Source organism: Neorhizobium sp. P12A, assembly GCF_008365395.1.
Lineage (GTDB): Bacteria > Pseudomonadota > Alphaproteobacteria > Rhizobiales > Rhizobiaceae > Rhizobium.
Genome location: NZ_QOVX01000018.1, coordinates 56,101 through 79,433 on the forward strand (window position 1 = coordinate 56,101; position 23,333 = coordinate 79,433).

The following is a 23,333-nucleotide window of genomic DNA, read 5'->3' on the forward strand; positions in this document are numbered from 1 at the left end:
ATCGGATGGCCCGAGCGTCAACGCAATTCGCGCTGATTTCCGACGTCTGGCAAGCGTCTGAGATTAGGAAATCGCCGATGTCCGCGCCATGATCAGAAGCTGCGCTTCTGTCCTTATGCCCTGCTTGTAGAATTGAATAATGTTCGCCGCCAGCTGGCTTTCAAGCTCGCTCCCACGTTCGATATCGAGCTGGTCACGGACCATATCGAAGACCTTCTGGCAGAGGTCCATATCATCGCCGAGGAGCGGGAGATCATAATCTTTGACGTATCGTCGAAACATCGGTCGGGCACCCGGCTATGCGTCCTTCCATAATCCATTACTTCCCTGAAAATAGAATGAATTTCCCCACCCTTGAACAGAAGGAGCGGCGAGGCATCGGCAATCGTCGATCCCCGGCGGCGCTCCGGGGAAGGGGAGTAGCCATTCGACATCACGGGTGGATCTGCACTCAAACGACCCGGCAAGTGATTCGTTGAGTGGCGAATCAGGAGACTTGCGCATGGCTCGGTTCATCGAAGCAGCCGGTCCGAAGCCGGTTTCGGTCTTGACCGTGCACCAGCGCGATCAGGTCTTGCTGGAGATCAGGAAGAGCGTGCAGTTCAGCGCCCTGGCGTCGAAAGCGGCGAAAGATCGACGATCGAAGCCGCTGGAAGCGTTCCGCGAAAAGGTCGCTCGTGAGCACGAGGCGCCAGCCGCCGGTTATTTCGATGCCTCCGCCGAACTCGTTTATCGAGCATTGGATCTCCTCGCCGAATAGCCTCCTAAAATTCCCGTCGCGTGTTCCAGCTTGCGTCGTGGCGGGACGTTACACCGGATTCAGAGCGCGCGTCACGGCTGCGATCATCTCGTCCGGCAACGCTGGTTTTCCCAGCAGTTCCCCGCTCGCAAATGCTGGCTCTGCCGCTCGAAGGGATTCGCCCTCGCCCGAGTAGACGATGAAAGGGACCGCCAGTTCGCTCAGGCGCCGAACCACGACCGTGCACATTCCATCCGACAGGCGGGGATCAACAATCGCCAGGCAGGGCGTGTTGACTTCAAGCCATTCGCTGGCTTCCACGCACGTGGTGAACGTTACATGGTTGGGGTGTCCGCTTTCATCGAGAACCTCTTCGAGATCCAAGGCGATGAACGGCTGGTCTTCAAGCAAAAGAATGGGCGCGGACAACAGCGTTCCTCAGGGGTCTGACAACACTATACGCTGTCTTTGCTCGTGTCACGTGACGAAGACGCGCTGGCCTGCGTGGGACCAATCCGGCGGCGCTATTTCAGGCGAACCAATCCCATCGCCGGCTTACCTCGATAGTGCGCCGTGCGTCGTTTCCAAGGCCGGAGCCGCACAAATAAATGATTGGAACCTCTAGCGTTTTCGCATGTTTCAATTTCACTCAACACGAGGAAACACCAATGAAAATAATCGCAACCTTATCCGCCGTCCTGCTTCTTTCCACATCTGCCGCCTTCGCCCAGAGCGAAACGCCGAGCACGTCGCAGACAACCCCGGCAGTCAAAACCGAGCAGAATCCTGGAGCGCCCGTCGCCGGCAAGAACAGCTTCACGGAGACACAGGCCAAGTCCCGCCTGGAAGACGCAGGCTACAAGGATGTGACCGGGCTGAAGCTCGACGGCCAAGGCGTCTGGCGCGCAACCGCGACCAAGGACGGCAAGCATGCGAACGTCGCCCTGGACTTCCAGGGCAATGTGACGATGGCCAAGTAACTTGAACACGGAGGAAATTTCTATGAAAACGATCACTGGACTTTATGACAGCTACAGCGACGCCAAGACGGCCGTGAAAGCGCTGGAAGACGCCGGCGTCCCTTCGGATGACATCAGCATCGTCACCAACAAAACCAACGGAGTCGATGTGGAAGGCCAGGGTACCCATGCGGCTGACGGTGCTGGCACAGGCGCTGGCATTGGAGCCGTGGCCGGCGGCGCAGGCGGGCTTCTGGCTGGCCTCGGCATGCTCGCTATCCCCGGAGTCGGCCCGGTTGTCGCTGCTGGATGGCTTGCTGCCACGGCGGCGGGTGCGATTGCAGGCGCGGTTGCAGGCGGAGCCGTTGGCGGCATTGTCGGCGCCATGGTTGAATCCGGAGTGCCGGAAGAGGATGCCAACTTATACGCCGAAGGCATCCGCCGCGGCGGCTCGGTCGTAACCGCACGGGTGGACGAGAGCCGCGTCGCGTCCGCTGAAGCAATCCTCAATACGTCGCCGCGTGTTGATATCGCAGCGCGTCGGGCCAGCTACGCCGAGCAGGGTTGGACACGCTTCGACGAGACGGCCGATCCATATACGCCGGAGCAGATTGCGGCCGAGCGCGAGCGATACCGGACCAATCGTCTGTAGCCGAGTTCGAGGCAGGCTGGGGCGATTTTCTCCGGCCTGTTTTCGCCGACGTCTTTTGGGGAACCCCGCTACCATTGCACGCGTTAAGGATTGTTTCCCTCCAGTAGGACACCCCGCTATGAACTCCCTGTTTTCCAAATTCGCAACGAAGATCGCCGATCTCTCCGGCAAGCCCGCGACCTTCGTGATGGCGGTTGTCCTCGTTCTCGTCTGGGCCGGTTCCGGACCGTTCTTCAATTATTCCGAAACCTGGCAGTTGGTCATCAACACATCGACGACGATCGTCACCTTCCTGATGGTCTTTGTCTTGCAGAACTCGCAGAACCGCGATGGCAAGGCGCTTCAGGCCAAGCTCGACGAACTGATCCTTTCCTCGCAGGCCCAGAACAAGTTCGTCGGCATCGAAAAGCTTGATGAAGAATCTCTCCGAAAGATGAGCAAGACGCTGGCGGAAAAGGCCGAATGCATTGCCGAGGTTGCCGACGAGAAGGCGGAAGCGCCTGAGGGGGCGCCGGCGTGAAGAGATATTTCTTCGACCTGCACAACGGCGACGGGCCAACTACGGACGATTGCGGCCTCGAGCTTGAAACAAGAGGGGAGATCTCGAGGCATGTCGCCAAGATCCTCCTCGACGTAGCTCGTGACGAACTGCGTGAGCAGGACCGGGTGTTAATGTCGGTGACAGTCCGCGACGCGGAAGGGAAGACCATCTCTGTGGCCGCGTTGGCCTTCAACAACGAATGGGTCTGAAGTGGAAGAAGCCGAGACACGGTCCCCGCGGCCTCGGCTTCCCGATCCGAGCTTTCACTCAAGGATCCGTATTAACCGTAGCGGGCCTTTGGCCGTCATATTAGTTTGTTCTTCATTAAAGCAAGCATCCCGTCTAATTCCAGAGCGGGGTGTCGCTTTCGAGCAACGGGCCGGGTTATGCCGGCGGCTCAATGCGATGTGTCGAACAGATGCTGCTCCTCATCGAAGTTCCCATTGCTTGCGGCGTCGTAGCGGTTGAGGCTCCGGCCGCCACCTCTCGTGCCGAAAGCGGTGAGCTGGATCATCACGGCCTTTGCCCGTTCAAGAGCTTCGTCGGCATCCGATGCGTGATCATCGCTGACGTGGACGGATACGGCATCACCATCGTCGCCGACGAATTCAACGTTCCATCCGTCAGGCCCGTGAATGATATCAGTGTTCATCAGGTTCATGTCATCCCGCCTTTCAAGCTAACTGGTTGGCCGCGCCACGAGATTCGCCCTTAGTTACCGATCTGCTTGACGGTCTCCAATCAGCCGCAGCAGATCCGCTTCTTGAAGCTGCTCGACTCCGATCAGGTGGTTCCGTGCCTCGCTGGATCGTATCAGCTCATCTGCCTTCACCTGCAGCGCATGCATGTCGCGGTTCTGCGAATGCTGCATGATCAGGAGCACGAAAAGCGTTGTCATTGTCCCGAACACGTTTGTCAGCAAATACCATCGCGTCGGAAGACCCAGAAATGCTCCGCCAAAGCACCACATGACGGTCGATAGCATTGCAGCCAACAGAACAAGTCTATGGCCCGCCAGTACGACGGCTCTTTCCGATAGCTGTAGGTATAGCCTCGACTTCTTCATCGATGGGGAAATGACTTGAACCGCTCTTCGTTCCCTTGTGAAGTGCTGGCACGCCTTCACGCTCTGAGCTTGAATGTGCCCGTGCTTCTGGAACTGGTTTGCCTGTTGGGACTTATTCTTGCCAGACACAGGAGGACGTCGATGAACGACAACGAGCAGGCACGGCGCGAGCGAGCCTATAAGCTATGGGAAGATGAGGGACGGCCGGAAGGGCGACACCTCGATCACTGGCAGCACGCTGAAGCCCAGCACCAGGCAACCGAGCGGGCAGCCGAAGTTGAGGTTGAGCAGATCGCGTCGGAAAAGCCCAAGAAGAAAAGCGAAGTGCCTCCGACAGCGCCGCCAACGAAAAAAGTTGCCATGTAACAATTCGAGCCGCCCCTAAGAACCCACTTTCAGGTTCGATGGCGCCAGTGGACCCTGGTTAAATGGTGTCGCGCTCCAAGTCGATTTCGATCATGACGGGGGCGTGGTCGCTTGTGTGCTCCCAGTTTCGAGCCTCCCCACGGACGCTTGCGGACGTCAGCCAGCCCACCACAGCCGGACTGAGCAGGAAATGGTCGATCCTCAGTCCTGCATCGCGCTCGAATGAATTTCGCCAATATTTCCAGTAGGTATAAATGCGCTCCTGCGGATGCAGTTGGCGGACGGCGTCCGCCCGCCCCGCGCCTCGAGCTCGGCGTAGGCCCGCCTGACTTCCGGCCGAAACCGCGCGTCGTCACGCCAGTGCTCGGGCTTGTAGACGTCGAGGTCGGTTGGCATGACATTGAAGTCGCCGATCAGCAGGGCAGGGATTTCCAATTCCAGCAACTCGGCCGCATAGGCATACAGACGTCGAAACCAGCGGAGTGTAGTCAAACTTCGGCCCCGGCGCGGGATTTCCGTTCGGCAGATAGAGACAGCCGATCAACAGGCCATTGACGGCTGACTCGATGTAGCGGCTATGGCTGTCGTCTGGATCGCCGGGAAGGCCGCACCGGGTGAGGATCGGTGCGGATCCTTTCGAAAGTATTGCAACGCCGTTCCACGACTTCTGGCCGTGCCAGATCGCCCCGTAGCCCGCCCGCTCGATCGCCTTTCGCGGGAAGTTCGCGTCCTCTGTCTTCAGTTCCTGCAAGCAGACGACATCCGGCGCGTCTTCCTTCAGCCAGCGAAGCAGGATGTCCAGTCGTCCATTGATGCCGTTGATGTTGTAGCTGGCGATCTTCACGTGAGGTTTCCGGATCATAAAGAGGCCCCGCCCGAAGGCGAGGCCGTGGGTGCGATCATGATTTCGAACGCGCTTCCTACCGGCCGCGCGGAAAAATCTGCTCCTGACGCATGCTGTCCATGTCCTGGCTTTGCCTGGTCTCACGGATCGCGGGATCGGCCTCGTCCTCGACCGTCCGCTGATGCCCGGTCGGAAGGACATCGTCGCGCAGCTCGTCATCGATCGGGAAGGAGTCGCGAGCAGCGGCCTCCGCTTCGAAGGCATCTTCCTGGAGCTTGGCGGCCTGTGCGCTGCGATCGTGGTCTTCGAATTCCCGCTCCTGGATCGAGGGGCCATATGCCCTCGTCGAAAGGGCGTCGGTGGTCGTCGGCGCGTTCCAGCCGTCGCTGCGCCATTGTTCCGCGCGTTCGTCCATGTCGATTGCACCGTGCTCGCCGAGGATGTCATGGGCGATCTCATAGGTCGCGTCATCGACCGTGGCTGAAACAAGGAACCCGCCGCGGCGCAGTCCTTCGGCGTAGACCGCGCGATCCTCCGCGGGAAACAGCCAGTCCTCAAGCCGGGCCCAGAAGCCGGCGCGATCGTCGCTACCGACCTCGGCCTTTTCGTCGTCGGACTCGTAGCCAGGCATCAAGCGAACTTGGCTCACCCCAGCTTCCGTCAGGCGATCGATCGCCTGCTCCGCATCACCGCGAAAGTCGAAGAAGGCGGTCAGCGTGCTCCCGGCACGGCCGCCCGAATAGGCAGGAGCATTTTCATTGTAGAGATCGGTCATCGGATCCTCCATCGTTCTTCCGTGCTGCCGAACGAGCGTCCAAAGGAAATTGTTCCGCAGCTTCACGGGGAACTGTTCAGTCGATCTGCCGTTTGCTTCGTAAATGGAGGAAGCGATGTCCAATGTATCGAAAGCCGGGACCGGCGATGTCAACAATGGCACCAGTCCAAACACATTCGGTCGGTCCGTCGAGAGCCGAGCGCAAATTTTGGATGCTCAAACGGTCGGCTCGACCAACTCCCTTGGCGAGCCCCTGTCAGTCTTTCGGCTCGAACCGATCGCGGCAGTCGACGATCCGAGGTGGCAGAACGCCCCGAACCACGGCGTGGTCCTCGTGGCGGCGCGAACATCAGGGGACGCCCGCATCGTCGCTGCGAGCCGCGAAATGGATTTTATGAAAATCGACGCGGCTGCCGCCGATGACGTTACCACAGCGAATGCAAGCGCGTTCCGGGACGACAAGCTCTACACCGTGATCGAGATCGAGCGCGGTCGACGAGATCTCGAACGCGGCCTTCTCGAAGGCGATATCTCGGCGGCCACGATCAGGCCGGTGCAGTCCAACAAGACTGCCCAATAGATCGCTGCCTTTGGAACTGTGTGGTTCGCGGGAAGTTATGGATCTGTTCCCAACAATGAGGAAGACGACAATGATCAATTCCGACGAGATCCGCGAACGTATGGGAGTCCGGGCCGCCGATGGCCGGCATGTCGGCACAGTCGACCACATGGATGGCACTTCCCGCATCAAGCTCACCAGAACAGATTCCGAGGACGGCAAACACCACCTGATACCCCTCGACTGGGTCGACCATGTCGACGCCCATGTCCACCTGTCGAAGAACGCGGACGAAGTCCGCAGCCAGTGGTTCGCGGTGAATTGACCGCTTCGGCGCCGCGATAGCGGCGCCATCTCGGCCTGCGCTCCACATGCGATTGCTCATGCGCGAGCCGCGCGGGACATCCCCCCCAATAAGCCAGAAAGCCACGGAGGCCCTCATGGACTTTTTCGTGAATGGCGAGGCAGCGACTGTCTCCGCCGATATCCGAACCTCCCTTCTAGATTTGCTCCGGAATCATCTCGGTCTGACCGGAACGAAGAAAGGCTGCGATCAGGGCGCATGCGGCGCCTGCACTGTGCTGGTGGATGGCGAGCGCATCAATTCCTGCCTGGCGCTGGCGGCCCAGTATCAGGGCCGCAACATTATCACGGTCGAAGGCCTTGCCGCGAACGGCAACCTCCATCCGCTGCAGGAAGCATTTGTCGAGCATGACGGCTTCCAGTGCGGCTACTGCACGCCGGGCCAGCTCTGCTCCGCCATCGGGATGTTGGACGAAGCCCAGCGCAATATTCCAAGCGTCGTCACCAGGGATCTGACGGCAGCGAGCATTACGCTTGATGAAACGGAGTTGCGCGAACGCATGAGCGGCAATCTGTGTCGCTGCGGCGCCTATAACGGCATCGTCGAGGCGATCTCCGAGATGCTGATCGAGCAACCCGCCGAGTCGAAAAAGAGGAGGGCCCGCGCATGAACCCTTTCACCTTTGAACAGGCGGCCGATGCCTCGGCCGCCATCCGGCTGGCGAATGGCGCGGCTGCCGCGAAATATCTCGGCGGTGGCACCAATCTTGTCGATCTCATGCGCGAGACCGTCGAACAACCGGACATGCTCATCGACGTCACCCATCTGCCCGGCGATATCGAGCGACGCGACGATGGTAGCCTCCTCGTCGGAGCGGCGGTAAAGAACACCGCACTTGCCGCCCACCCCGATGTGCGCTCCACGTTTCCTTTGCTGACGCGGGCGATTCTCGCCGGCGCCAGCGCGCAGATCCGCAACATGGCGACAATAGGCGGCAATATCCTGCAGCGCACTCGCTGCCGCTACTTCTATGACAATGCCGCGCACTGCAACAAGCGGCAGCAGGGTGCTGGCTGCGACGCCAAGGAAGGCTTCAACCGCTATCATGCGATCCTCGGCGCGTCGCCCGCCTGTATCGCGACCCATCCGTCCGACATGTGCGTGGCGCTTGCCGCCCTCGATGCGAAGGTCCACCTCGAAGGTGCTGCAGACGGACCCGCAAACCAACGCATCCTGCGGCTTCTCGATCTCCATCGCCTGCCCGGCGATCGCCCCGACATCGAAACCGAGCTGCAGCCGAACGAGTTGATCACCGCGATCGAAATTCCACCGCTCGCCTTCGCGCGCCGTTCGACCTATCGCAAGGTTCGGGATCGTGCGAGCTATGCCTTCGCCCTGGTTTCCGTCGCTGCCGCTCTCGATATCGATGAGAATGGTTTGGTGCGCGACGCGCGGCTGGCGCTGGGCGGCGTCGCCCACAAGCCTTGGCGGGCGTTGAAGGCCGAAGAGGCGCTGAGAGGCCAGTTGGCTGGACCGGAAAGCTTCCGTGCAGCGGCAGAGGCCGAACTTGCCTCCGCCGTCGGCCTTCGCGACAACAAATTCAAGATCGAGCTGGCAAAACGGACGATCGTCGCCGTTCTCAACGAGTTGAAAGGAGAGGGCGAATGAGTGTGCAACCCGAGCCCCGCAAACCGACATCTGGCCGCTGGCAGCCGGCGATCACCCCCGATCCGCTGCTGCGCAAGCATGGCGCGCTCGGCAAGCCGGTCTCCCGTATCGACGGGCCACTCAAGGTGCAGGGCAAGGCGCGCTTCGCCGCGGAGTTTCCCTACAAGAATATCTGCTATGCCGCACTCGTCTTCAGCACGATCGCGCGGGGTCGCATCATGAGACTTGAGACGGGCGCGGCTGAAAGGGCGTCCGGTGTTACGCTCGTCATGACCTACCACAATGCTCCGCGCATGAAGGCGCCGTCGCTGATGATGTCCTCGCCGACAGCAGCGGGCGCCAGCGACCTTCCGGTCATGCAGAATGATGAGATCCATTGGAACGGTCAGCCGTTGGCGCTCGTCCTCGGGGAAACCCAGGAACAGGCCGACTATGCCGCCTCGCTGATTGAGGTCGAATATGCGACGCTGCCTGCCGTGACGATCTTCGAGGAGGCCAAGAAGATGCCGCGGCAGCTCGAAACGCTACTCGGTCAGCCGCCGATCCTTGAAATCGGCGATGCGGAAGCAGCCTTGAAGGCATCCGAGGTGAAGATCGACCAAATCTACCGTACGCCCCGGCACAATCACAATGCGATCGAACTGCACGGCGCGACCGTCGCCTGGGACGGTGACGCGCTCCGGGTTCACGACGCCACTCAGATGATCGACCTGACAACGGGGCAGCTCGCCGATATTTTCGGTATCGACGAAAAAAATGTGCACCTGACGTCGCCCTATGTCGGTGGCGGCTTTGGCGGCAAGTGTCTTTGGGATCACCAGATCCTTGCCTGCGCCGCGGCCAAGCTCGCAAAACGACCAGTCCGCATCATGCTATCGCGCGAGGGCGTCTTCCGGGTCGTGGGCGGGCGGACGGTCACCGAGCAGCGCGTCGCGCTCGGTGCAAAGGCCGACGGCAGGCTCGATGCGCTGATCCACTCCGGCATCGTGGCGATGACGTTGCACAATTCCTGCCCGGAGCAGTTCACCTTTCCCGCCCGCCATCTCTACACGGCGAAGACCTTCCGCCTCGCGCAGGAGGTCGCAGATATGGACATGCTGGCGAACACCTTCATGCGGGCGCCTGGCGAATCCGTCGGTACATTCGCGCTGGAAAGTGCGGTCGACGAACTCGCCGACAAGCTCGGCATTGATCCGATCGATCTGCGCCGCCGCATCGAGCCGGAGAAGGATCCGACCAGCGGTAAGCCGTTTTCCTCCCGCCATCTGATGGAAGCCTATGAGAGGGGCGCGGAAAAATTCGGCTGGAATAGGCGAAGCCGGACGCCGCGGGCGCGGCGCGAAGGCGAATGGCTGATCGGCATGGGCTGCGCCACGGCGACCTATCCCTATCACCGCTTCCCCGGTGGTGCGGCCCGCATCCGGCTGACATCGGACGGCAGGGTCACGGTCTCGACGGCGGTGCATGACATGGGAATGGGAACCGCGATGGCACAGGCGCAGCATATCGCCGCCCGTCTCGGGGTGCCGATCGGGCACGTCGCATTCGAATATGGCGACAGCACCTTGCCGCGCGGCGTGATTGCCGGCGGCTCGACGCAGACAGCTTCAATCGGCGGCGCGATCATTGCGGCAACGGAGGTCTTCATCGAGGAACTCATCAAGCTTGCAGGCAATGCCTCGCCGCTCGCCGGCCTTTCGCTTGCCGATGTCGAGCCGCGCGACGAAGGCATCGGCCACCGCGACGATCCCGCGCGCTTCGAGACCTACCGGTCGATCCTGCAGCGATCCGGTCGTGATGAACTTTGCTGCGTCGGCGAAGCGCCGCCGCCCGCCGAGATGGAGGCCTTCTCCATGCATTCCTACGGAGCGCAGTTCTGCGAGGTGCGCGTCAGCGAGATCACCGGCGAGGCGCGTGTGTCGCACTTCCTCGGCTCCTTCGATGCCGGCCAGATCGTCAATGCCAAGACGGCAACGAGCCAGTTCAAGGGCGGCATCATCATGGGTATCGGGCTTGCGCTGACGGAGGAGACGAACTTCGATGAGCGGTCCGGCCGCATCGTCAACGCCTCGCTCGCCGACTATCACGTGCCGGTGCAGATGGATGTCCCCAATATCGATATCCTCTACACCGATGCCCCCGATCCGCAGGCGCCGATGGGCGCGCGCGGCATCGGCGAAATCGGCATCACGGGCGTGGCGGCCGCGGTCGCCAACGCGGTCTACAACGCGACCGGCAGGCGCATCCGCGACCTGCCCATCACCCTCGACAAGCTGTTGTGAACACAAGTGCACGCGTCTTCGGGCGCGCAGTGGAACCGAATAGGAGACATGTCATGGCCAAGACGGAAGATGATGTCGGAAAAGTATGGGATCTCGCAGAACGCATCGGCTTCTGCATGCTGTCGACCGCAACGGGCAGGGACATCCGCGCCCGTCCGATGGCGGCCTATGTCGAAAGACTGGAGAATGCGTTCTACTTTCTGACCGACGCATCGAGCCACAAGGACGACGAGGTGGAGCGCAACCCCAGCGTCTGCCTCGCCTTTGCAGACAGTCGCGGTCAGAAATACGTGTCGATTTCGGGAACCGCCGAGATCGAAAACGATCGCGAGAAGATCCACGAGCTCTGGGCGACCCCGGCCAAGGCCTGGTGGGAAAGCGCCGACGATCCCTCCATTCGCATCCTGAAGGTGACGCCGTCCTTCGCGGAATACTGGGACAGTCCCGGTACCGTCGTCAGCTACATCAAGATGGCCGCGGCGGCGCTGACGAATGCTCGGCCAGACATGGGCGATACCGCCAAGGTGAACATGTAGAAGGGGCGACAGACGATGGGAACCGACCTGCAGGAGCGCATTCGGCACCGCGCTTACGAGATATGGGAAAGCGAGGGCCGACCGGAGCGTCAGGACGTGCGTCACTGGCTTCAGGCATCGAAGGAACTCGGCAATTCAGCCGAGAGCGACAAGAACGGCCAGGACGACCGCGACCAGACTGCTTTGCTCCAAGGTGCCGGAGAAAGCGGCGATTTCGCAGCGAGACGTGATCGACCGCGATCGGCCGGGGATCCGGCCGAGGTCGAAATCACGACGGGTGAACAGTCCGTGCGCCAGAGCGTCAGAAAGACCGAAGGCCCTTAGAATCCGATTTCGCTCCGGCCCGCAAATAGCCCTTCGGGCGACCGCATCTTTTCGGTCGTCCCGACGTTCATTGAGAAATGAACGGAGATTGCTGGATGACGAAGCTTTCCGGTGGACTGGGCCTATGGGGACCGCTGGCATTGGTATCGATCGCCACGCTCGCATGTCTGGTCGCGCTTTCAAGGGATCCGGATGGGCTGATGCAGCGTCCGCCCGGCGAGGGGAGACGCGATGATCCCCACGGTCGGCATGTCGCGGTTCCCGAACAGCTCCCGGCACAAGGCCTCCGCGACGTCGTTATACGTGTCTGGAACGAGGTCTCTGATGACCGGGTGACGCTGATCGCGGCCGGCGTCACCTTCTATCTGCTGCTGGCGCTCTTTCCCGCTCTTGCAGCGCTGGTGTCGCTTTACGCCCTTGTCGCCGATCCCCTGACCATTTCCGAACATCTGAGGGATTTGGCGGCACTGCTCCCGCCGGGTGCGTTCGATCTCGTTGCCGATCAGATCCAGGCCCTCGCGCATCGCCAGCAAGGTGCGCTCAGCATTGCCTTCGGGGTCGGTCTCGCTGTCGCGCTCTGGAGCACGCACAATGGAGCCTTGGCCATCTTCGATGCGATGAACGTAGCCTATGAGGAAACTGAGAAGCGCGGTTTCGTGAAGCGCAATCTGATCGCGCTCGTATTCACCGTTTGCGCAATCGTGTCGGTTGGAATTCTGGTCGCGACCGCGGCGGTGCTCCCACTGATCTTCTCCTATATTTGGCTCGATCGGTTTCAGGCGGATGCTGTCCTGATATCCAGGTGGCCTCTGCTTTTTATCTGCGCCTTCTGCGCTGTGATGGCGATTTATCGCTTCGCGCCGAGCCGCGAACCGCCTCGACTTCGATGGATGACCTGGGGCGCGGTGACGACCACGGTCGGCTGGTTCGCCATGTCGATCGCCTTCGCCGTCTATCTTGATCGTTTCGCGAACTACAATGCCACATACGGGACGCTCGGGGCATTGATCGGACTTCTCATGTGGACCTGGCTCTCGGTGACGATCCTCATCGTCGGTGCTGAACTGAATGCAGAGCTGGAGCATCAGACTGAAATCGACACGACCACGGGCAAGCCGCTCCTGATGGGCAGCCGTGGCGCCTACATGGCCGATACGATTGGGAAGGCAGCGGAGTAGCTCCTTCGATGCGGAAGTCTTCGAGTGGGAAGGCCTCGTAGTAGATTGAAGTCATCGACCATCCCCAAAGGTCGGCAGGAAGCCAAGGTCGTCTTCCGAAGACGCATTCGACACCTGGGCTGCTTTCAGGTCTCCGATCTCGATACCCACAGTACGGGCGACAATCAGCGCCTTTTCGAGCTGGCAGCTTGGTTTGCCGGATTCGAGTTCAACAATGAACCGTTCGCCCGTGCCCGAACGACTAGCCAGCTCGTTTTGCTTCCAGCCGAGAATTTTGCGCTTTTCCTTGATGGCGGCTCCGAAATCACGTGCGGACCTGAGCATCGAGCATCTCCAATGACGGCTTACCGGACAGGAAGTTTTTTCGATTTGCAATATTATCCTTACCGATCGGGAAGAAAGCGGGCGTAGGCTGCAAATCATCCCGGACGGGAAGTATTGCTGTTTTGTACGATCCACGGCCGCCATTCCGATCGCGCTTTTCACCATGAACGCCGTTCGCAACGTTCGTCCGGTGTTGATCAAAACGGGCAGGCCCTCAGCGCCGAGCGGCTCGTCGTTGCGGCTGTCGAAAATGCGTTCGAACGCGGGCCGGCGCGTCATGGGGGAGCATCTTCGATACCTGCCCGCACAATCCGCAAGTGACGCCGAGAAGAACTTCGTTACCGAAAACCGGGGATTCCTCGGTGAGCACATATGGCACGGCAAGGCTCATCTTCCCTGAGACAACCCGCCCGCGCATTTTTTTGGTTGCCGAATGTCGATCACTCCTTCGGTGAATCTCGCCAGGCGCGCTCGAACGGCAATCGCCAGGCGTGCGGGGCAATGAGTTGATGGATCGACTTTGGGCCCCAGCCGCCTTGGTCGTAGAGCCGAACCGGTGGCGGGTTGTCAAGAAGGGGCTGGGAGACTTCCCAAAGTCGCTCGATGCCCTCCGCAGTGGTGAACAGTGTGTGGTCACCGCGCATCGCGTCGAGAATCAGGCGCTCATAGGCCTCCAGCACTTCGCCGATAAGGCCAGTTTCACTCATGGCGAATTGCAGCGAAAGCTTATCAAGCCGGAAGCCCGGACCGGGTCGTTTGCCGTAGAAAGAAAGAGAGACCTTTGAAGCGTCGGCAAGATCGAAAGTCAGATGATCGGGGCCTTGGGCGCCAACACCAGAGCCGGCTGGAAACATTGATTTCGGTGGTTCGCGGAAAGCGATCGAAATGATGCGCTGCCCCTCCGCCAGACGTTTTCCAGTACGCAGGAAAAAAGGTACGCCAGCCCAGCGCCAGTTGTCGATCGCACATTTGAGGGCGATGAAGGTGTCGACGTCGCTCTCGGGATCGACGCCGGGCTCTTTGCGGTAACCGATATATTGGCCGCGCACCACGTCGCGTGGATCGATCGGTAACATGGATCGGAACACTTTGTTCTTCTCCTCAGAGATCGGCGCCGGCTCCAGCGCCGTGGGCGGTTCCATCGCCATGAATGCGAGGATCTGGAAGAGGTGGGTCACGACCATGTCGCGATAGGCGCCAGTGGTTTCGTAGAATGCTGCGCGGGTGGAAAGGCCGAGCGTCTCCGGCACGTCGATCTGGACGTGGTCGATAAAATTGCGGTTCCAGATCGGCTCAAAGAGGCCATTGCCGAAGCGAAACGCAAGGATGTTCTGCGCCGGCTCCTTTCCAAGGAAGTGATCTATGCGAAAAATTTGCTTCTCGTCGAACACCTCGTGCAGCTTCCGGTTCAGCACTACCGCACTGGCAAGGTCCGTGCCGAACGGCTTTTCCATTATAATGCGGCAATGCTCGACCAGCTCGGCATCGGCGAGAAGCTGCACCGCGGGAAGCGCGGCATTCGGCGGCACGGACAGGTAGTGCACACGCCGGGTCTCAGGTCCCAGTGCTTCTTCCGCCCTCGTTACGGCTTCCTTCAGCATCCCTGCGCCGCCAGCGAGCGGCACGTAGTCGAGCGATGCGGCAAAGTCCTGCCATTCGGCCTGCGTGAATTTGCGGGTAAGAAACTTGTCCAGCGAGTCCCGTGCGATCGTCCGGAAACCATCGGCATCGATATCGTCAAGTGAGACGCCAACAATGCGGCAGCTCGGAATGAACCCGGCGTTGATAAGATGAAAAAGGCCTGGGAGCAGCTTGCGTCGAGAAAGATCGCCTGTCGCACCGAAGAGCACGACGACTTGTGGATAGCCGGGGCCAACCCGCATTGAATTCTTGCGCAAAGTAACCATGCCAGACCCTTCAGTTAGACTTTCGAGATGCGCAGCATATTTGAACGGTGGTGCGTCAGCCGCAACTGATAACCTTATGCGACATCGATTTGGTCATGACCCTTCGCCGTTCCCTGGAAAATATGGCCCCTGGTCAGTTCCTTAAGTGCTTCCACGTTGCGACCGGCAATCGCGTCGATCATCAGGTGATGTTCCTTGCCGGATTGCTCGATGCGCGCCCGGGTGCGCCATTGTGAAACCGGAGCAGACGAGGTTCTCTGGCGGATGTCGGTCACAAGGTTGACGAGTTCCTGATTGCCACCGAGGGCGAGAAGCTCGCGGTGGAAATTCAAATTCGCTTCATAAAGCTCCAGCATCGTGCCGGTCAAAGACATCTGGTCGAATTTGTCAGCGAGGGTGCGGAGGCGATCGATGGCCGTGCCGGTCGCATTCGCGACGATTTTCCCGGCGATGGCAGTCTCAAGAATGGCGCGAATTTCGCTGACCTCAGCCGCCTGCCGTCCGTCAGGTTCAAAGACATGATACCCACGATTGGGGACATGCGCGACAAGCCGGCGTTGCGCCAACCGGTCAAGCGCCCGTCGGACGTCGGGCCGGGTCGCTTCGTAACGCCGCTCAAGATCGGCCTGCTTCAACCAAGTCCCAGGCGACAAGGTCCCCGTCAGGATGTCCTGTAGGATCTGGTCGGTCACGTCCGGTTGTTCTTCCCTGGTCTCGAATTGCCCGCCTGCGGGCTGCAGCTGTGCCATTTTTTTCACCCCATTGCCGCATCGTTATCATGTCGCCCATTAACGAGCATACACAAAGACAAGGCCGTCCCAGCCTTTGATGAAAAAATCCTCATGCCACTATATTGCGCATAAAAGTTTTGTATCCTAAATTGGCGCCAATTTTGGTAACTCTATAATCCAAGTGAAATCGGACTGCCATGAAAAACTCCTCGCCTATCTGGGACGTCGTCGAAAACAAGCGCCACGCTTTCTTCGATCTCAGCGATCGGATCTGGGACATGCCCGAGACGAACTATGAGGAATATAGGTCGTCAGAAGAACACGCGCGGCTTCTGGAGCAGGACGGCTTCCGCGTCGAGCGCGGCATCGCAGGTTTGCCGACTGCGGTCATGGGCGAGGCGGGAGAGGACGGTCCGGTGATTGCCATTCTGGGCGAGTTCGACGCCCTGCCAGGATTGAGCCAGGAAGCCGGCATCGCGGAACAGCGTCCGCTCGTCGATGGCGGGAACGGCCATGGTTGCGGTCATAATCTCCTCGGCTCCGGCTCCATGCTTGCCGCCGCCGCCGTCAAGGACTATCTCGCGGCCAACGGTTTGAAGGGACGCGTACGCTACTACGGCTGTCCTGCCGAAGAAGGCGGTTCCTCCAAGGGCTTCATGGTGCGATCAGGCGTCTTCGACGATGTCGACATTGCGATCTCGTGGCATCCTGCAGCCTTTGCCGGCGTCAACAACCCGATCTCGCTTGCCTGCAACGAGATCAACTTCCATTTCACTGGCCGCGCTTCACATGCATCGGCAACGCCGCATCTTGGACGTAGCGCCCTTGACGCTGTCGAACTGATGAATGTCGGCGTGAACTACATGCGCGAGCACATGCCCTCCAGCGCACGCATCCACTATGCGATCACGGACGCTGGCGGGGCAGCACCGAACGTCGTTCAGGCCCGCGCCACGGTGCGCTATCTCGTCCGGGGCCGCACCCTGCCGGAGCTGCTCAGCCTCGTTGCCCGCGTCAAGAAGATCGCCGACGGCGCAGCGCTGATGACGGAAACCACGGTGCGCAGCGAAATCGTCAGCGGTGACGCCAATCTGGTCGGAAATACGCCACTGGAAGAACTGATGTATGCCAACCTCGAAAGGCTTGGTCCCCCCGACTTCGACGATCGGGACGAAGCGATCGCGCGCAAATTCCAGGAGACTTTCAGCGCCGAGGATGTCGCCGCCTCTTACGGCCGCTTCGGACTGAAGCCTCAGAAGAACCAGGGTCTTTGCAACCTTATCTTCCCGCTGAATGCCGGCGACGGCACCCTGGTCGGTTCGACGGATGTCGGCACCGTCAGCTGGGTCGTCCCGACCGTGCAGATGCGCGGCGCCACCTACGCGATCGGGACGCCGGGGCACTCCTGGCAGCTGGTCGCCCAAGGCAAATTGGCTGCAGCCCACAAGGGTATGGAGCATGCGGCAAAGGTCATGGCCAGTACGGCACTCGATCTGCTCCTTGACCCGTCCCTCATCGAGGCGGCCAAGGCGGACCATAAGGGCCGCCTCGGTGAGACACCCTTCGTCAACCCTATCCCCGACGATGTCGAGCCCCCATTGCCGGAGAAAAACAATGACTGAGAGCGCAGCAATCTCGCCCGACGTCGACCGTCTGATGGGCCATATCAACGAGTTCTCGCAACGGGTAAAACTGTCGGGGACCCCGCAGGAGTTGGAGAGTTTCCACTATCTCAGGCGCGAGATGGAGGCCTATGGCTATCGTACCGAGCTCCTCTCGCATGATGCCTATATCAGCCTGCCCGTTCGCGCCAAGGTTGAAATCGAGGGCGTCAGCCTGCGCTGCATCACGCATTCGATGTCACAATCGACCCTTCCTGGCGGCCTTAACGGTGCCTTGATCCATGTCGGCGAGGGCGCCGAGGCAGATTTTGTACATCGCAATGTCGCAGGCAAGATCGTCGTCGTCGACGGGATCGCGACGGAAGAGGTCGCGGCGTTCGCAAGTGCTGCGGGTGCTATCGGACAGATCCACGTCAGCCCGAACGAGCATCTCTACGAGATGTGCGTTTCGCCGGTCTGGGGAAGCCCCTCGCAGCATACGCGCACCGAACTGCCGACAACGGTGATCTGCACGATTTCGAAGCAAGAGGGTGATGGCCTGCGCCAGCGCTTGGCAGCCGGCGAGACCGTCGAAGCCCATATCGAGGCGGAGGTCGATACCGGCTGGCGCAAGACGCCCATCCTGGTCGCCGATCTCTCCGCGCCCGGTGGCGACGGGGAAGCCCCCTTCGTGCTGTTTTCCGGACACCACGATACCTGGCATTTTGGCGTCATGGACAATGGCGGCGCCAATGCCACCATGCTTGAGGCGGCACGCCTCCTGGCGGCTGAGCGCGGTCGGTGGAAACGCGGCCTGCGCATCTGCTTCTGGTCAGGCCATTCCCATGGCCGCTATTCCGGCTCGGCGTGGTATGCTGACGAGTATTTCGACGAGCTCGACCGTCGCTGCGTCGCCCACGTCAATGTTGATTCGACCGGTGGCGAAGGCGCGAGCGTGCTCACCAACTCCGCCGTCATCGACGAGTTGCGCGCGGTCGCCTTCGAGGCCATCGAGACTGTCTCTGGCCAGAAGCATGCCGGTCGACGCCATGGCCGCGCGGCAGACCAGTCATTTTGGGGCGTTGGCATTCCCTCCATGTTCGGCAGCCTCAGCCACCAGCCGCCATCGCCGATCAAGATGCTGACCGCGCTTGGCTGGTGGTGGCATACGCCGCACGATACGGCCGAGCATATCGACCCGGCCAATCTTGCACGCGACACGAAGATCATCCTTCTGGCGCTGCATCGGCTTCTGACGGACGAGGTGCTGGCCCACGATTACTCGGTCTATGCCCGGTCGCTCGACGACGAGCTGCGCCGGATGGGCGCCGCCCTTGCCGGACGGTTCGACATCTCCTGCCTGCGGACGGGTGCGCAAGAGCTTGAGCGGCTTGCAACGGAGCTGCAACAACGATCCGCAGGTGCTTCTGAAGAACAGGCACACACGATCAATGGCGGGTTGATGCGCCTGTCAAGGCTCCTCGTACCCCTGAACTATACCGCGGGGGACCGCTTCAGGCACGACCCGGCGCTACCGAGCACGCCCTGGCCGACGCTAGAGGGCATCCGGGAATTGTCGCGCCTCCCGGATGGTTCACCGGACACGGCATTTTATGCGGTCCATGCGCGTCAGACCCGCAACCGCATTGCCCATTCGCTGAGAGAGGCCAATGCGATTTTGAGAGACCTGCTGAGACCGAAAGCATAAGGGCCGCCAGGCTCCGGCAATTCACCGTGCATCGCACGGCAACAAAAAGGGGAATGAACCGATGAAAAGAAGAGATTTCGTAGCAACGGTGCTCGCCGCCGTTGCCCTGTCTCCGGCCGGTGCCGGCGCCAAGGACTGGACACATGTGAAAGTCGGCATCGAAGGCGCGTTTCCGCCTTGGAACATGATGGATCCGAGCGGCAAGCTCGCAGGTCTCGACGTCGATGTCATCAACGAGCTCTGCAAGCGCGCCAAGGTGGAGTGCGACCTGATCGCCGGAGACTGGGCCGGCATGATTCCCGGCCTTAACGCCGGCAAATACGATCTGATCATGACGCTCGGCATCAATGAGAAGCGCAAGCAGGTGGTCGATTTCACCCTTCCCTATGCCAGTGGGGTCGCAACCTTCCTGCTTCTTAAGGGCGGTACGGTCAACGAGCTGCCGGACACTGGCCAGCGGCTGAATCTCAATGACAAGGCGACGGCCGACCCGATCATGACGAAGATTGGCGAAGAGCTGAAGGGAAAGACCGTTGGCGTCGTGCAGTCGACCAGTCAGGAGCAGCTGATCAACGCCTATTTCGGCAGCAACGTAACCGTTCGCTCCTATCGCAATTCCGAGGAGCGCGAGCTGGACCTCAAGGCGGGGCGCATCGATGCCGGCTTCGACAGCGGCGTCTATGGCACCACGGCGCTCGCCAAGCCCGGCAACGAGGATCTTGAAATGTCGGGACCGCTGATGAAGGGCGCCATGCTGGCAACCGAAGTGGCGATTGGCACGCGCAAGGGCGAGACCGACCTCAAGACGAAGTTCGATGCCGCCATCGAATCCGCTGCCAGGGACGGTACGATCAAGGCCATGTCGGAAAAGTGGAGCAAGCTCGACCTGACACCGACCTTCGGCACCAATTGACGGTAACCGCTGTTGCCGTCTCCGCGTCGCCCGCACGACGGCAACCGACGGCGCCGCTCCGACAGATAGGATGAGCATGTCTGTGCATCGCAAGCCCCCTCCCGGATCGACCAGGCAATGAACCAGCCCGGTTTCCTCGATCTTTTGAGCTTCGGCCCGGATGGCTGGGCCAACGCGCTGCTTGCCGGCGCGTCGATGACCGTGTTGATTGCCATTGCCGGATACGCGATCGGCATCGTCATCGGTGCCTTCGGCTCTTGGGCGAAGGTTTCGGGCAACGCTGTCACACGGGTCGCCGCTGATGCCTATACGACCGTGCTTCGTGGCATCCCCGACCTTCTCGTCATCTACCTGCTTTACTTCGGTGGAAGCGCCGCCATCACAGCGATCGGAAGAGTGTTCGGCGCCGATGGCTTCATCGGCTTTCCCGCCTTTCTCGCCGGCTCGCTTGCAATCGGCGTTACCTCCGGCGCGCAGCAGACGGAAGTCCTGCGTGGCGCGTTCCGGGCCGTGCATCCAGGCGAGATCGAGGCGGCGATTGCCTGCGGCATGCCGCGCTGGATACGCTTCCGGCGCATCGTGGCGCCACTCACGTTGCGACACGCCGTGCCTGGCCTCGGCAATGTCTGGCAGGTGGTGCTGAAAGAATCAGCCCTGGTTTCCATCACCGGCGTTGCAGAACTCCTGCGCCAGGCGCAGGTCGGCGCCGGGTCGACTGGGCTACCGTTCGATTTCTACCTGATCGCAGGGCTGATCTATCTCGCTATTTCCACCGTGTCCGGCGGACTGATGCGGTTTGCGGAGCGTCATTTCAACCGCGGCGTCAGGAGAGCGTGATGGATTGGGATTTTCTCAGCGAGACTTTTGTCAGCCTGATTGCGGCCGTGCCGCTGACGCTCTCGCTTGCCGTCACCTCGATTTGTCTCGGCGCTATTCTGGCGCTGGCGCTCGCGATGGCGCGACTGTCCGGTATCGCGCCGCTTAATTGGTCTGCCCGGTTCTATGTCTTCGTCTTCCGCGGGACACCATTGCTCGTGCAGATCTTCCTGATCTATTACGGGCTCGGCCAGTTTCCCGCAGTTCGGCACAGCATTTTCTGGCCGGTGCTGCGCCAGCCCTATTGGTGCGCTGTGCTGGCGCTGACGCTGAACACGGCTTCCTACGCCAGCGAGATTATCCGTGGCGGGCTGCTTTCTGTGCCGGCAGGGCAGGTCGAGGCGGCACGGGCCTGCGGAATGGGCCGGATGCTCATGTTCCGCCGCATTGTTCTGCCGCTCGCCATCCGCCAGGCGCTACCCGGCTATGGCAACGAAATCATCTCGATGGTGAAGGCCACCTCGCTGGCCTCGATCATCACGCTGATGGAAGTCACCGGCGTTGCCGCCAAGATCATTTCCGAGACCTATCGGGCGATCGAAGTCTTCATTGTGGCCGGCGCCATCTATCTCGTCATCAACTTCGTGCTGACCCGTCTCGTGCAGCTCGTCGAATATTGGCTGAGCCCGCATTTGCGCCAGCCGCGCCCCTTACTTGTCCCCGCGATCCAGGGAGATGCATCATGACGGATCCCGTACCGGCGCTCCGAGTCAAAGACCTGCATAAAAGCTTCGGCCCCGTCGAGGTGCTGAAGGGCATCTCGCTGGATGCGCGCGAGGGCGACGTCATCTCCATCCTTGGCTCTTCCGGCTCCGGCAAATCGACGCTTCTGCGCTGCATCAACCTGCTGGAAACACCGAATTCGGGCGAGATCTCGGTCGCCGGCGAGGTGATCGGCATGCAGCCCACAGCGAACGGAAGCCGCCCCGCCGATCAGCGTCAGGTCGATCGCCTTCGCTCGCGGCTCGGCATGGTATTCCAGAGCTTCAATCTCTGGAGCCACAAGACCATCCTCGAAAATATCATCGAAGCGCCGATTCACGTTCAGAAGCGCAGCCGCACGGAATGCATTGAAGAGGCAGAAGCCCTGCTGGCGAAAGTCGGCATCGCCGACAAACGGAACCAATACCCCTCGCACCTTTCGGGCGGCCAGCAGCAGCGCGCTGCGATCGCCCGCGCACTCGCCATGCAGCCTAAGGTCATGCTGTTCGACGAGCCGACCTCGGCGCTCGATCCGGAGCTTGTCGGTGAAGTGCTGCGCGTCATGCGCGGCCTTGCCGAAGAGGGGCGCACCATGCTGGTCGTGACGCACGAGATGGGATTTGCCCGCGACGTCTCCAACCGCGTGATCTTCCTCCATAAGGGCATGATCGAGGAGGACGGCGACCCGCGTGAGGTTTTCGCCAGTTCGAAGTCCGATCGCTTCCGGCAATTCATTTCGAAATGAACACCGAGACTCAAATAACAAGAAAGGGAACCGAATGAAAAAATATCTGACATCCATTTTGACGGCGTTCTGCCTATCGGCGCTGGCACTCCCACCCGCACTGGTGGGCACCGCGCATGCCGACGACGGCAAGAAGTGGACGCATGTAACGATCGCGACCGAAGGCGAATTCCGCCCGTGGAACTTCACCAAACCAGACGGTAAGCTCGACGGCTACGAGATCGATCTCATCAAATATCTCTGCGACCACATGAAGGTTGAGTGCACCACCGTCGTCCAATCCTTCGACGGCATGATCCCCGCACTGCAGGCCGGCAAGTTCGATGCCATCATCTCCGGCATGTCGGCCACGCCGAAGCGCCAGGAAGTCATCGATTTCAGCGACTCCTACGGCACGACAGGCCAGACCTTCGCCACGCTGAAGACCGACGATCTCGCCAAGCTACCGCTAAAGGACGAGGTTTTCTCGCTCTCCTCCGATGAAGCCGGTGCGCTCGACGCATTAAAGCAGCTGGCACCGCTTCTGAAAGGTAAGACGATCGGTGTGCAGACCTCCTCGATCGCCGACACCTTCGCTCAGAAGTATTTGAAGGATGTTGTCACGATCCAGGAATATAAGACAACCGAGCAGCACGACCTCGACCTGAAGGCTGGCCGCGTAGACCTGATCATGGCGTCAACCGCCTATATCTCTACTGCCGCTGCCAAACCCGGCAATGAGGATTTCGTCATGACTGGCCCTCGTTTCCAAGGCGGACTGCTGGGGCGCGGAAGCTCAGTCGGCTTGCGCAAGACTGACCCCGAGCTTAAGGCGATGTTCAACGAAGCCATCGCTTCAGCCAAGGCCGATGGAACGATCAAGAAGCTTTCTGACAAGTGGTTCGGCTTCGATGTGACGCCGAGGTAAAATCCTGGAGATTGCCGGTAGAAAGAGTCGGCAGGATTACGCTTAGTCTTGCCGACTCAAGCCGCGATTTTACTCACCGAGGGTACTACATCAAGCTGCAAGTTGTCAGCGTGATCGCAATTACTG

General features: G+C 60.5%; 29 protein-coding genes and 1 pseudogene. 21 read left to right on the forward strand and 9 right to left on the reverse strand.

The genetic code is table 11. From position 1 onward, the window contains the following. Positions 1–63: 63 nt before the first annotated feature. Positions 64–282: a hypothetical protein gene (locus DTW90_RS29655; RefSeq protein WP_149343044.1), complete on the reverse strand. Its 219-nt coding sequence runs from the start codon at positions 280–282 to the stop codon at positions 64–66. A 220-nt stretch (positions 283–502) separates the two neighbouring features. Between DTW90_RS29655 and DTW90_RS29660 the strand changes: the two genes are divergently transcribed. Continuing rightward, positions 503–760 carry a hypothetical protein gene (locus DTW90_RS29660; protein WP_149343046.1) on the forward strand — a complete coding sequence of 86 codons (258 nt, stop codon included), beginning with the start codon at positions 503–505 and terminating at the stop codon, positions 758–760. 48 nt (positions 761–808) lie between these two features. Here DTW90_RS29660 and DTW90_RS29665 read toward each other — a convergent pair whose 3' ends face one another. Next, complete coding sequence (locus DTW90_RS29665; RefSeq protein WP_246665106.1) at positions 809–1,168, reverse strand: response regulator; 360 nt, start codon at positions 1,166–1,168, stop codon at positions 809–811. A gap of 239 nt (positions 1,169–1,407) precedes the next feature. Here DTW90_RS29665 and DTW90_RS29670 point away from each other — a divergent pair, with 239 nt between their 5' ends. The 4 genes from DTW90_RS29670 (at position 1,408) to DTW90_RS29685 (ending at position 3,100) form a co-directional block, all read left to right on the forward strand. After that, the gene (locus tag DTW90_RS29670; RefSeq protein ID WP_149343048.1) at positions 1,408–1,719 is read left to right on the forward strand and encodes a PepSY domain-containing protein; all 312 of its coding nucleotides are present in this window, start codon (positions 1,408–1,410) and stop codon (positions 1,717–1,719) included. A gap of 22 nt (positions 1,720–1,741) precedes the next feature. Further along, on the forward strand, positions 1,742–2,350 hold the full coding sequence (locus tag DTW90_RS29675) for a general stress protein (RefSeq protein ID WP_149343049.1): 609 nt from the start codon (positions 1,742–1,744) through the stop codon (positions 2,348–2,350). Between the two features lie 118 nt (positions 2,351–2,468). Next, positions 2,469–2,870, forward strand: a complete 402-nt coding sequence (locus tag DTW90_RS29680; protein ID WP_149343051.1) for a low affinity iron permease family protein — start codon at positions 2,469–2,471, stop codon at positions 2,868–2,870. Beyond that, positions 2,867–3,100 (forward strand): hypothetical protein, encoded by a 234-nt coding sequence (locus DTW90_RS29685; protein WP_149343053.1) that lies wholly within the window; start codon positions 2,867–2,869, stop codon positions 3,098–3,100. The genes DTW90_RS29680 and DTW90_RS29685 overlap by 4 nt, the downstream gene beginning before the upstream one ends. A gap of 188 nt (positions 3,101–3,288) precedes the next feature. Here the strand turns inward: DTW90_RS29685 and DTW90_RS29690 are convergent, their stop codons facing one another. Then, the gene (locus DTW90_RS29690; protein ID WP_149343055.1) at positions 3,289–3,552 is read right to left on the reverse strand and encodes a hypothetical protein; all 264 of its coding nucleotides are present in this window, start codon (positions 3,550–3,552) and stop codon (positions 3,289–3,291) included. A gap of 54 nt (positions 3,553–3,606) precedes the next feature. Continuing rightward, positions 3,607–3,957, reverse strand: a complete 351-nt coding sequence (locus DTW90_RS29695; protein WP_149343057.1) for a low affinity iron permease family protein — start codon at positions 3,955–3,957, stop codon at positions 3,607–3,609. Positions 3,958–4,098: 141 nt separating this feature from the next. Between DTW90_RS29695 and DTW90_RS29700 the strand changes: the two genes are divergently transcribed. After that, entirely contained in the window at positions 4,099–4,323 is a 225-nt protein-coding gene (locus DTW90_RS29700) for a DUF2934 domain-containing protein (protein WP_149343059.1), read from the forward strand. 58 nt (positions 4,324–4,381) lie between these two features. Here DTW90_RS29700 and xth read toward each other — a convergent pair. Further along, positions 4,382–5,167: pseudogene (xth, locus tag DTW90_RS29705) on the reverse strand (exodeoxyribonuclease III). Positions 5,168–5,243: 76 nt separating this feature from the next. After that, positions 5,244–5,942, reverse strand: a complete 699-nt coding sequence (locus tag DTW90_RS29710; protein ID WP_149343061.1) for a hypothetical protein — start codon at positions 5,940–5,942, stop codon at positions 5,244–5,246. A 115-nt stretch (positions 5,943–6,057) separates the two neighbouring features. Between DTW90_RS29710 and DTW90_RS29715 the strand changes: the two genes are divergently transcribed. From DTW90_RS29715 to DTW90_RS29750, 8 genes are all read left to right on the forward strand, one after another. Next, entirely contained in the window at positions 6,058–6,522 is a 465-nt protein-coding gene (locus tag DTW90_RS29715) for a hypothetical protein (RefSeq protein WP_149343063.1), read from the forward strand. A gap of 70 nt (positions 6,523–6,592) precedes the next feature. Continuing rightward, positions 6,593–6,826, forward strand: coding sequence for a DUF2171 domain-containing protein (locus DTW90_RS29720; protein WP_149343065.1), 234 nt, complete (start codon positions 6,593–6,595; stop codon positions 6,824–6,826). A 115-nt stretch (positions 6,827–6,941) separates the two neighbouring features. Further along, a complete protein-coding gene (locus tag DTW90_RS29725; protein WP_149343067.1) occupies positions 6,942–7,475 on the forward strand; it encodes a 2Fe-2S iron-sulfur cluster-binding protein in 534 nt (177 codons plus the stop codon). After that, the gene (locus DTW90_RS29730; protein ID WP_149343069.1) at positions 7,472–8,473 is read left to right on the forward strand and encodes a xanthine dehydrogenase family protein subunit M; all 1,002 of its coding nucleotides are present in this window, start codon (positions 7,472–7,474) and stop codon (positions 8,471–8,473) included. Before DTW90_RS29725 ends, DTW90_RS29730 begins: the two co-directional genes overlap by 4 nt. Next, positions 8,470–10,755, forward strand: a complete 2,286-nt coding sequence (locus tag DTW90_RS29735) for a xanthine dehydrogenase family protein molybdopterin-binding subunit (RefSeq protein WP_149343071.1) — start codon at positions 8,470–8,472, stop codon at positions 10,753–10,755. The genes DTW90_RS29730 and DTW90_RS29735 overlap by 4 nt, the downstream gene beginning before the upstream one ends. A 53-nt stretch (positions 10,756–10,808) precedes the next feature. Beyond that, on the forward strand, positions 10,809–11,291 hold the full coding sequence (locus DTW90_RS29740) for a pyridoxamine 5'-phosphate oxidase family protein (protein ID WP_149343073.1): 483 nt from the start codon (positions 10,809–10,811) through the stop codon (positions 11,289–11,291). Positions 11,292–11,306: 15 nt separating this feature from the next. Then, positions 11,307–11,615 (forward strand): DUF2934 domain-containing protein, encoded by a 309-nt coding sequence (locus tag DTW90_RS29745; RefSeq protein WP_149343075.1) that lies wholly within the window; start codon positions 11,307–11,309, stop codon positions 11,613–11,615. A 95-nt stretch (positions 11,616–11,710) separates the two neighbouring features. Continuing rightward, complete coding sequence (locus DTW90_RS29750) at positions 11,711–12,793, forward strand: YihY/virulence factor BrkB family protein (protein WP_149343077.1); 1,083 nt, start codon at positions 11,711–11,713, stop codon at positions 12,791–12,793. Positions 12,794–12,844: 51 nt separating this feature from the next. Here DTW90_RS29750 and DTW90_RS29755 read toward each other — a convergent pair whose 3' ends face one another. From DTW90_RS29755 to DTW90_RS29765, 3 genes are all read right to left on the reverse strand, one after another. Then, positions 12,845–13,117, reverse strand: a complete 273-nt coding sequence (locus DTW90_RS29755) for a helix-turn-helix domain-containing protein (RefSeq protein WP_149343118.1) — start codon at positions 13,115–13,117, stop codon at positions 12,845–12,847. A 440-nt stretch (positions 13,118–13,557) separates the two neighbouring features. Then, positions 13,558–15,024 (reverse strand): glucose-6-phosphate dehydrogenase, encoded by a 1,467-nt coding sequence (gene zwf, locus DTW90_RS29760; protein ID WP_149343079.1) that lies wholly within the window; start codon positions 15,022–15,024, stop codon positions 13,558–13,560. Positions 15,025–15,098: 74 nt separating this feature from the next. After that, the gene (locus DTW90_RS29765; RefSeq protein ID WP_149343081.1) at positions 15,099–15,773 is read right to left on the reverse strand and encodes a GntR family transcriptional regulator; all 675 of its coding nucleotides are present in this window, start codon (positions 15,771–15,773) and stop codon (positions 15,099–15,101) included. Positions 15,774–15,952: 179 nt separating this feature from the next. Between DTW90_RS29765 and DTW90_RS29770 the strand changes: the two genes are divergently transcribed. From DTW90_RS29770 to DTW90_RS29800, 7 genes are all read left to right on the forward strand, one after another. Further along, positions 15,953–17,377, forward strand: coding sequence for a M20 family metallopeptidase (locus DTW90_RS29770; protein WP_149343083.1), 1,425 nt, complete (start codon positions 15,953–15,955; stop codon positions 17,375–17,377). Then, positions 17,370–19,064: a M28 family peptidase gene (locus DTW90_RS29775; RefSeq protein WP_149343085.1), complete on the forward strand. Its 1,695-nt coding sequence runs from the start codon at positions 17,370–17,372 to the stop codon at positions 19,062–19,064. The genes DTW90_RS29770 and DTW90_RS29775 overlap by 8 nt, the downstream gene beginning before the upstream one ends. A 61-nt stretch (positions 19,065–19,125) precedes the next feature. Then, complete coding sequence (locus DTW90_RS29780; protein WP_149343087.1) at positions 19,126–19,977, forward strand: transporter substrate-binding domain-containing protein; 852 nt, start codon at positions 19,126–19,128, stop codon at positions 19,975–19,977. Positions 19,978–20,094: 117 nt separating this feature from the next. Next, a complete protein-coding gene (locus DTW90_RS29785) occupies positions 20,095–20,814 on the forward strand; it encodes an ABC transporter permease subunit (protein ID WP_149343089.1) in 720 nt (239 codons plus the stop codon). Further along, positions 20,814–21,539, forward strand: a complete 726-nt coding sequence (locus DTW90_RS29790) for an ABC transporter permease (protein WP_149343091.1) — start codon at positions 20,814–20,816, stop codon at positions 21,537–21,539. Before DTW90_RS29785 ends, DTW90_RS29790 begins: the two co-directional genes overlap by 1 nt. After that, positions 21,536–22,300 (forward strand): ATP-binding cassette domain-containing protein, encoded by a 765-nt coding sequence (locus tag DTW90_RS29795; protein WP_149343093.1) that lies wholly within the window; start codon positions 21,536–21,538, stop codon positions 22,298–22,300. Before DTW90_RS29790 ends, DTW90_RS29795 begins: the two co-directional genes overlap by 4 nt. A 34-nt stretch (positions 22,301–22,334) precedes the next feature. Continuing rightward, entirely contained in the window at positions 22,335–23,207 is an 873-nt protein-coding gene (locus DTW90_RS29800; RefSeq protein ID WP_149343095.1) for a transporter substrate-binding domain-containing protein, read from the forward strand. Positions 23,208–23,333 lie beyond the last annotated feature (126 nt).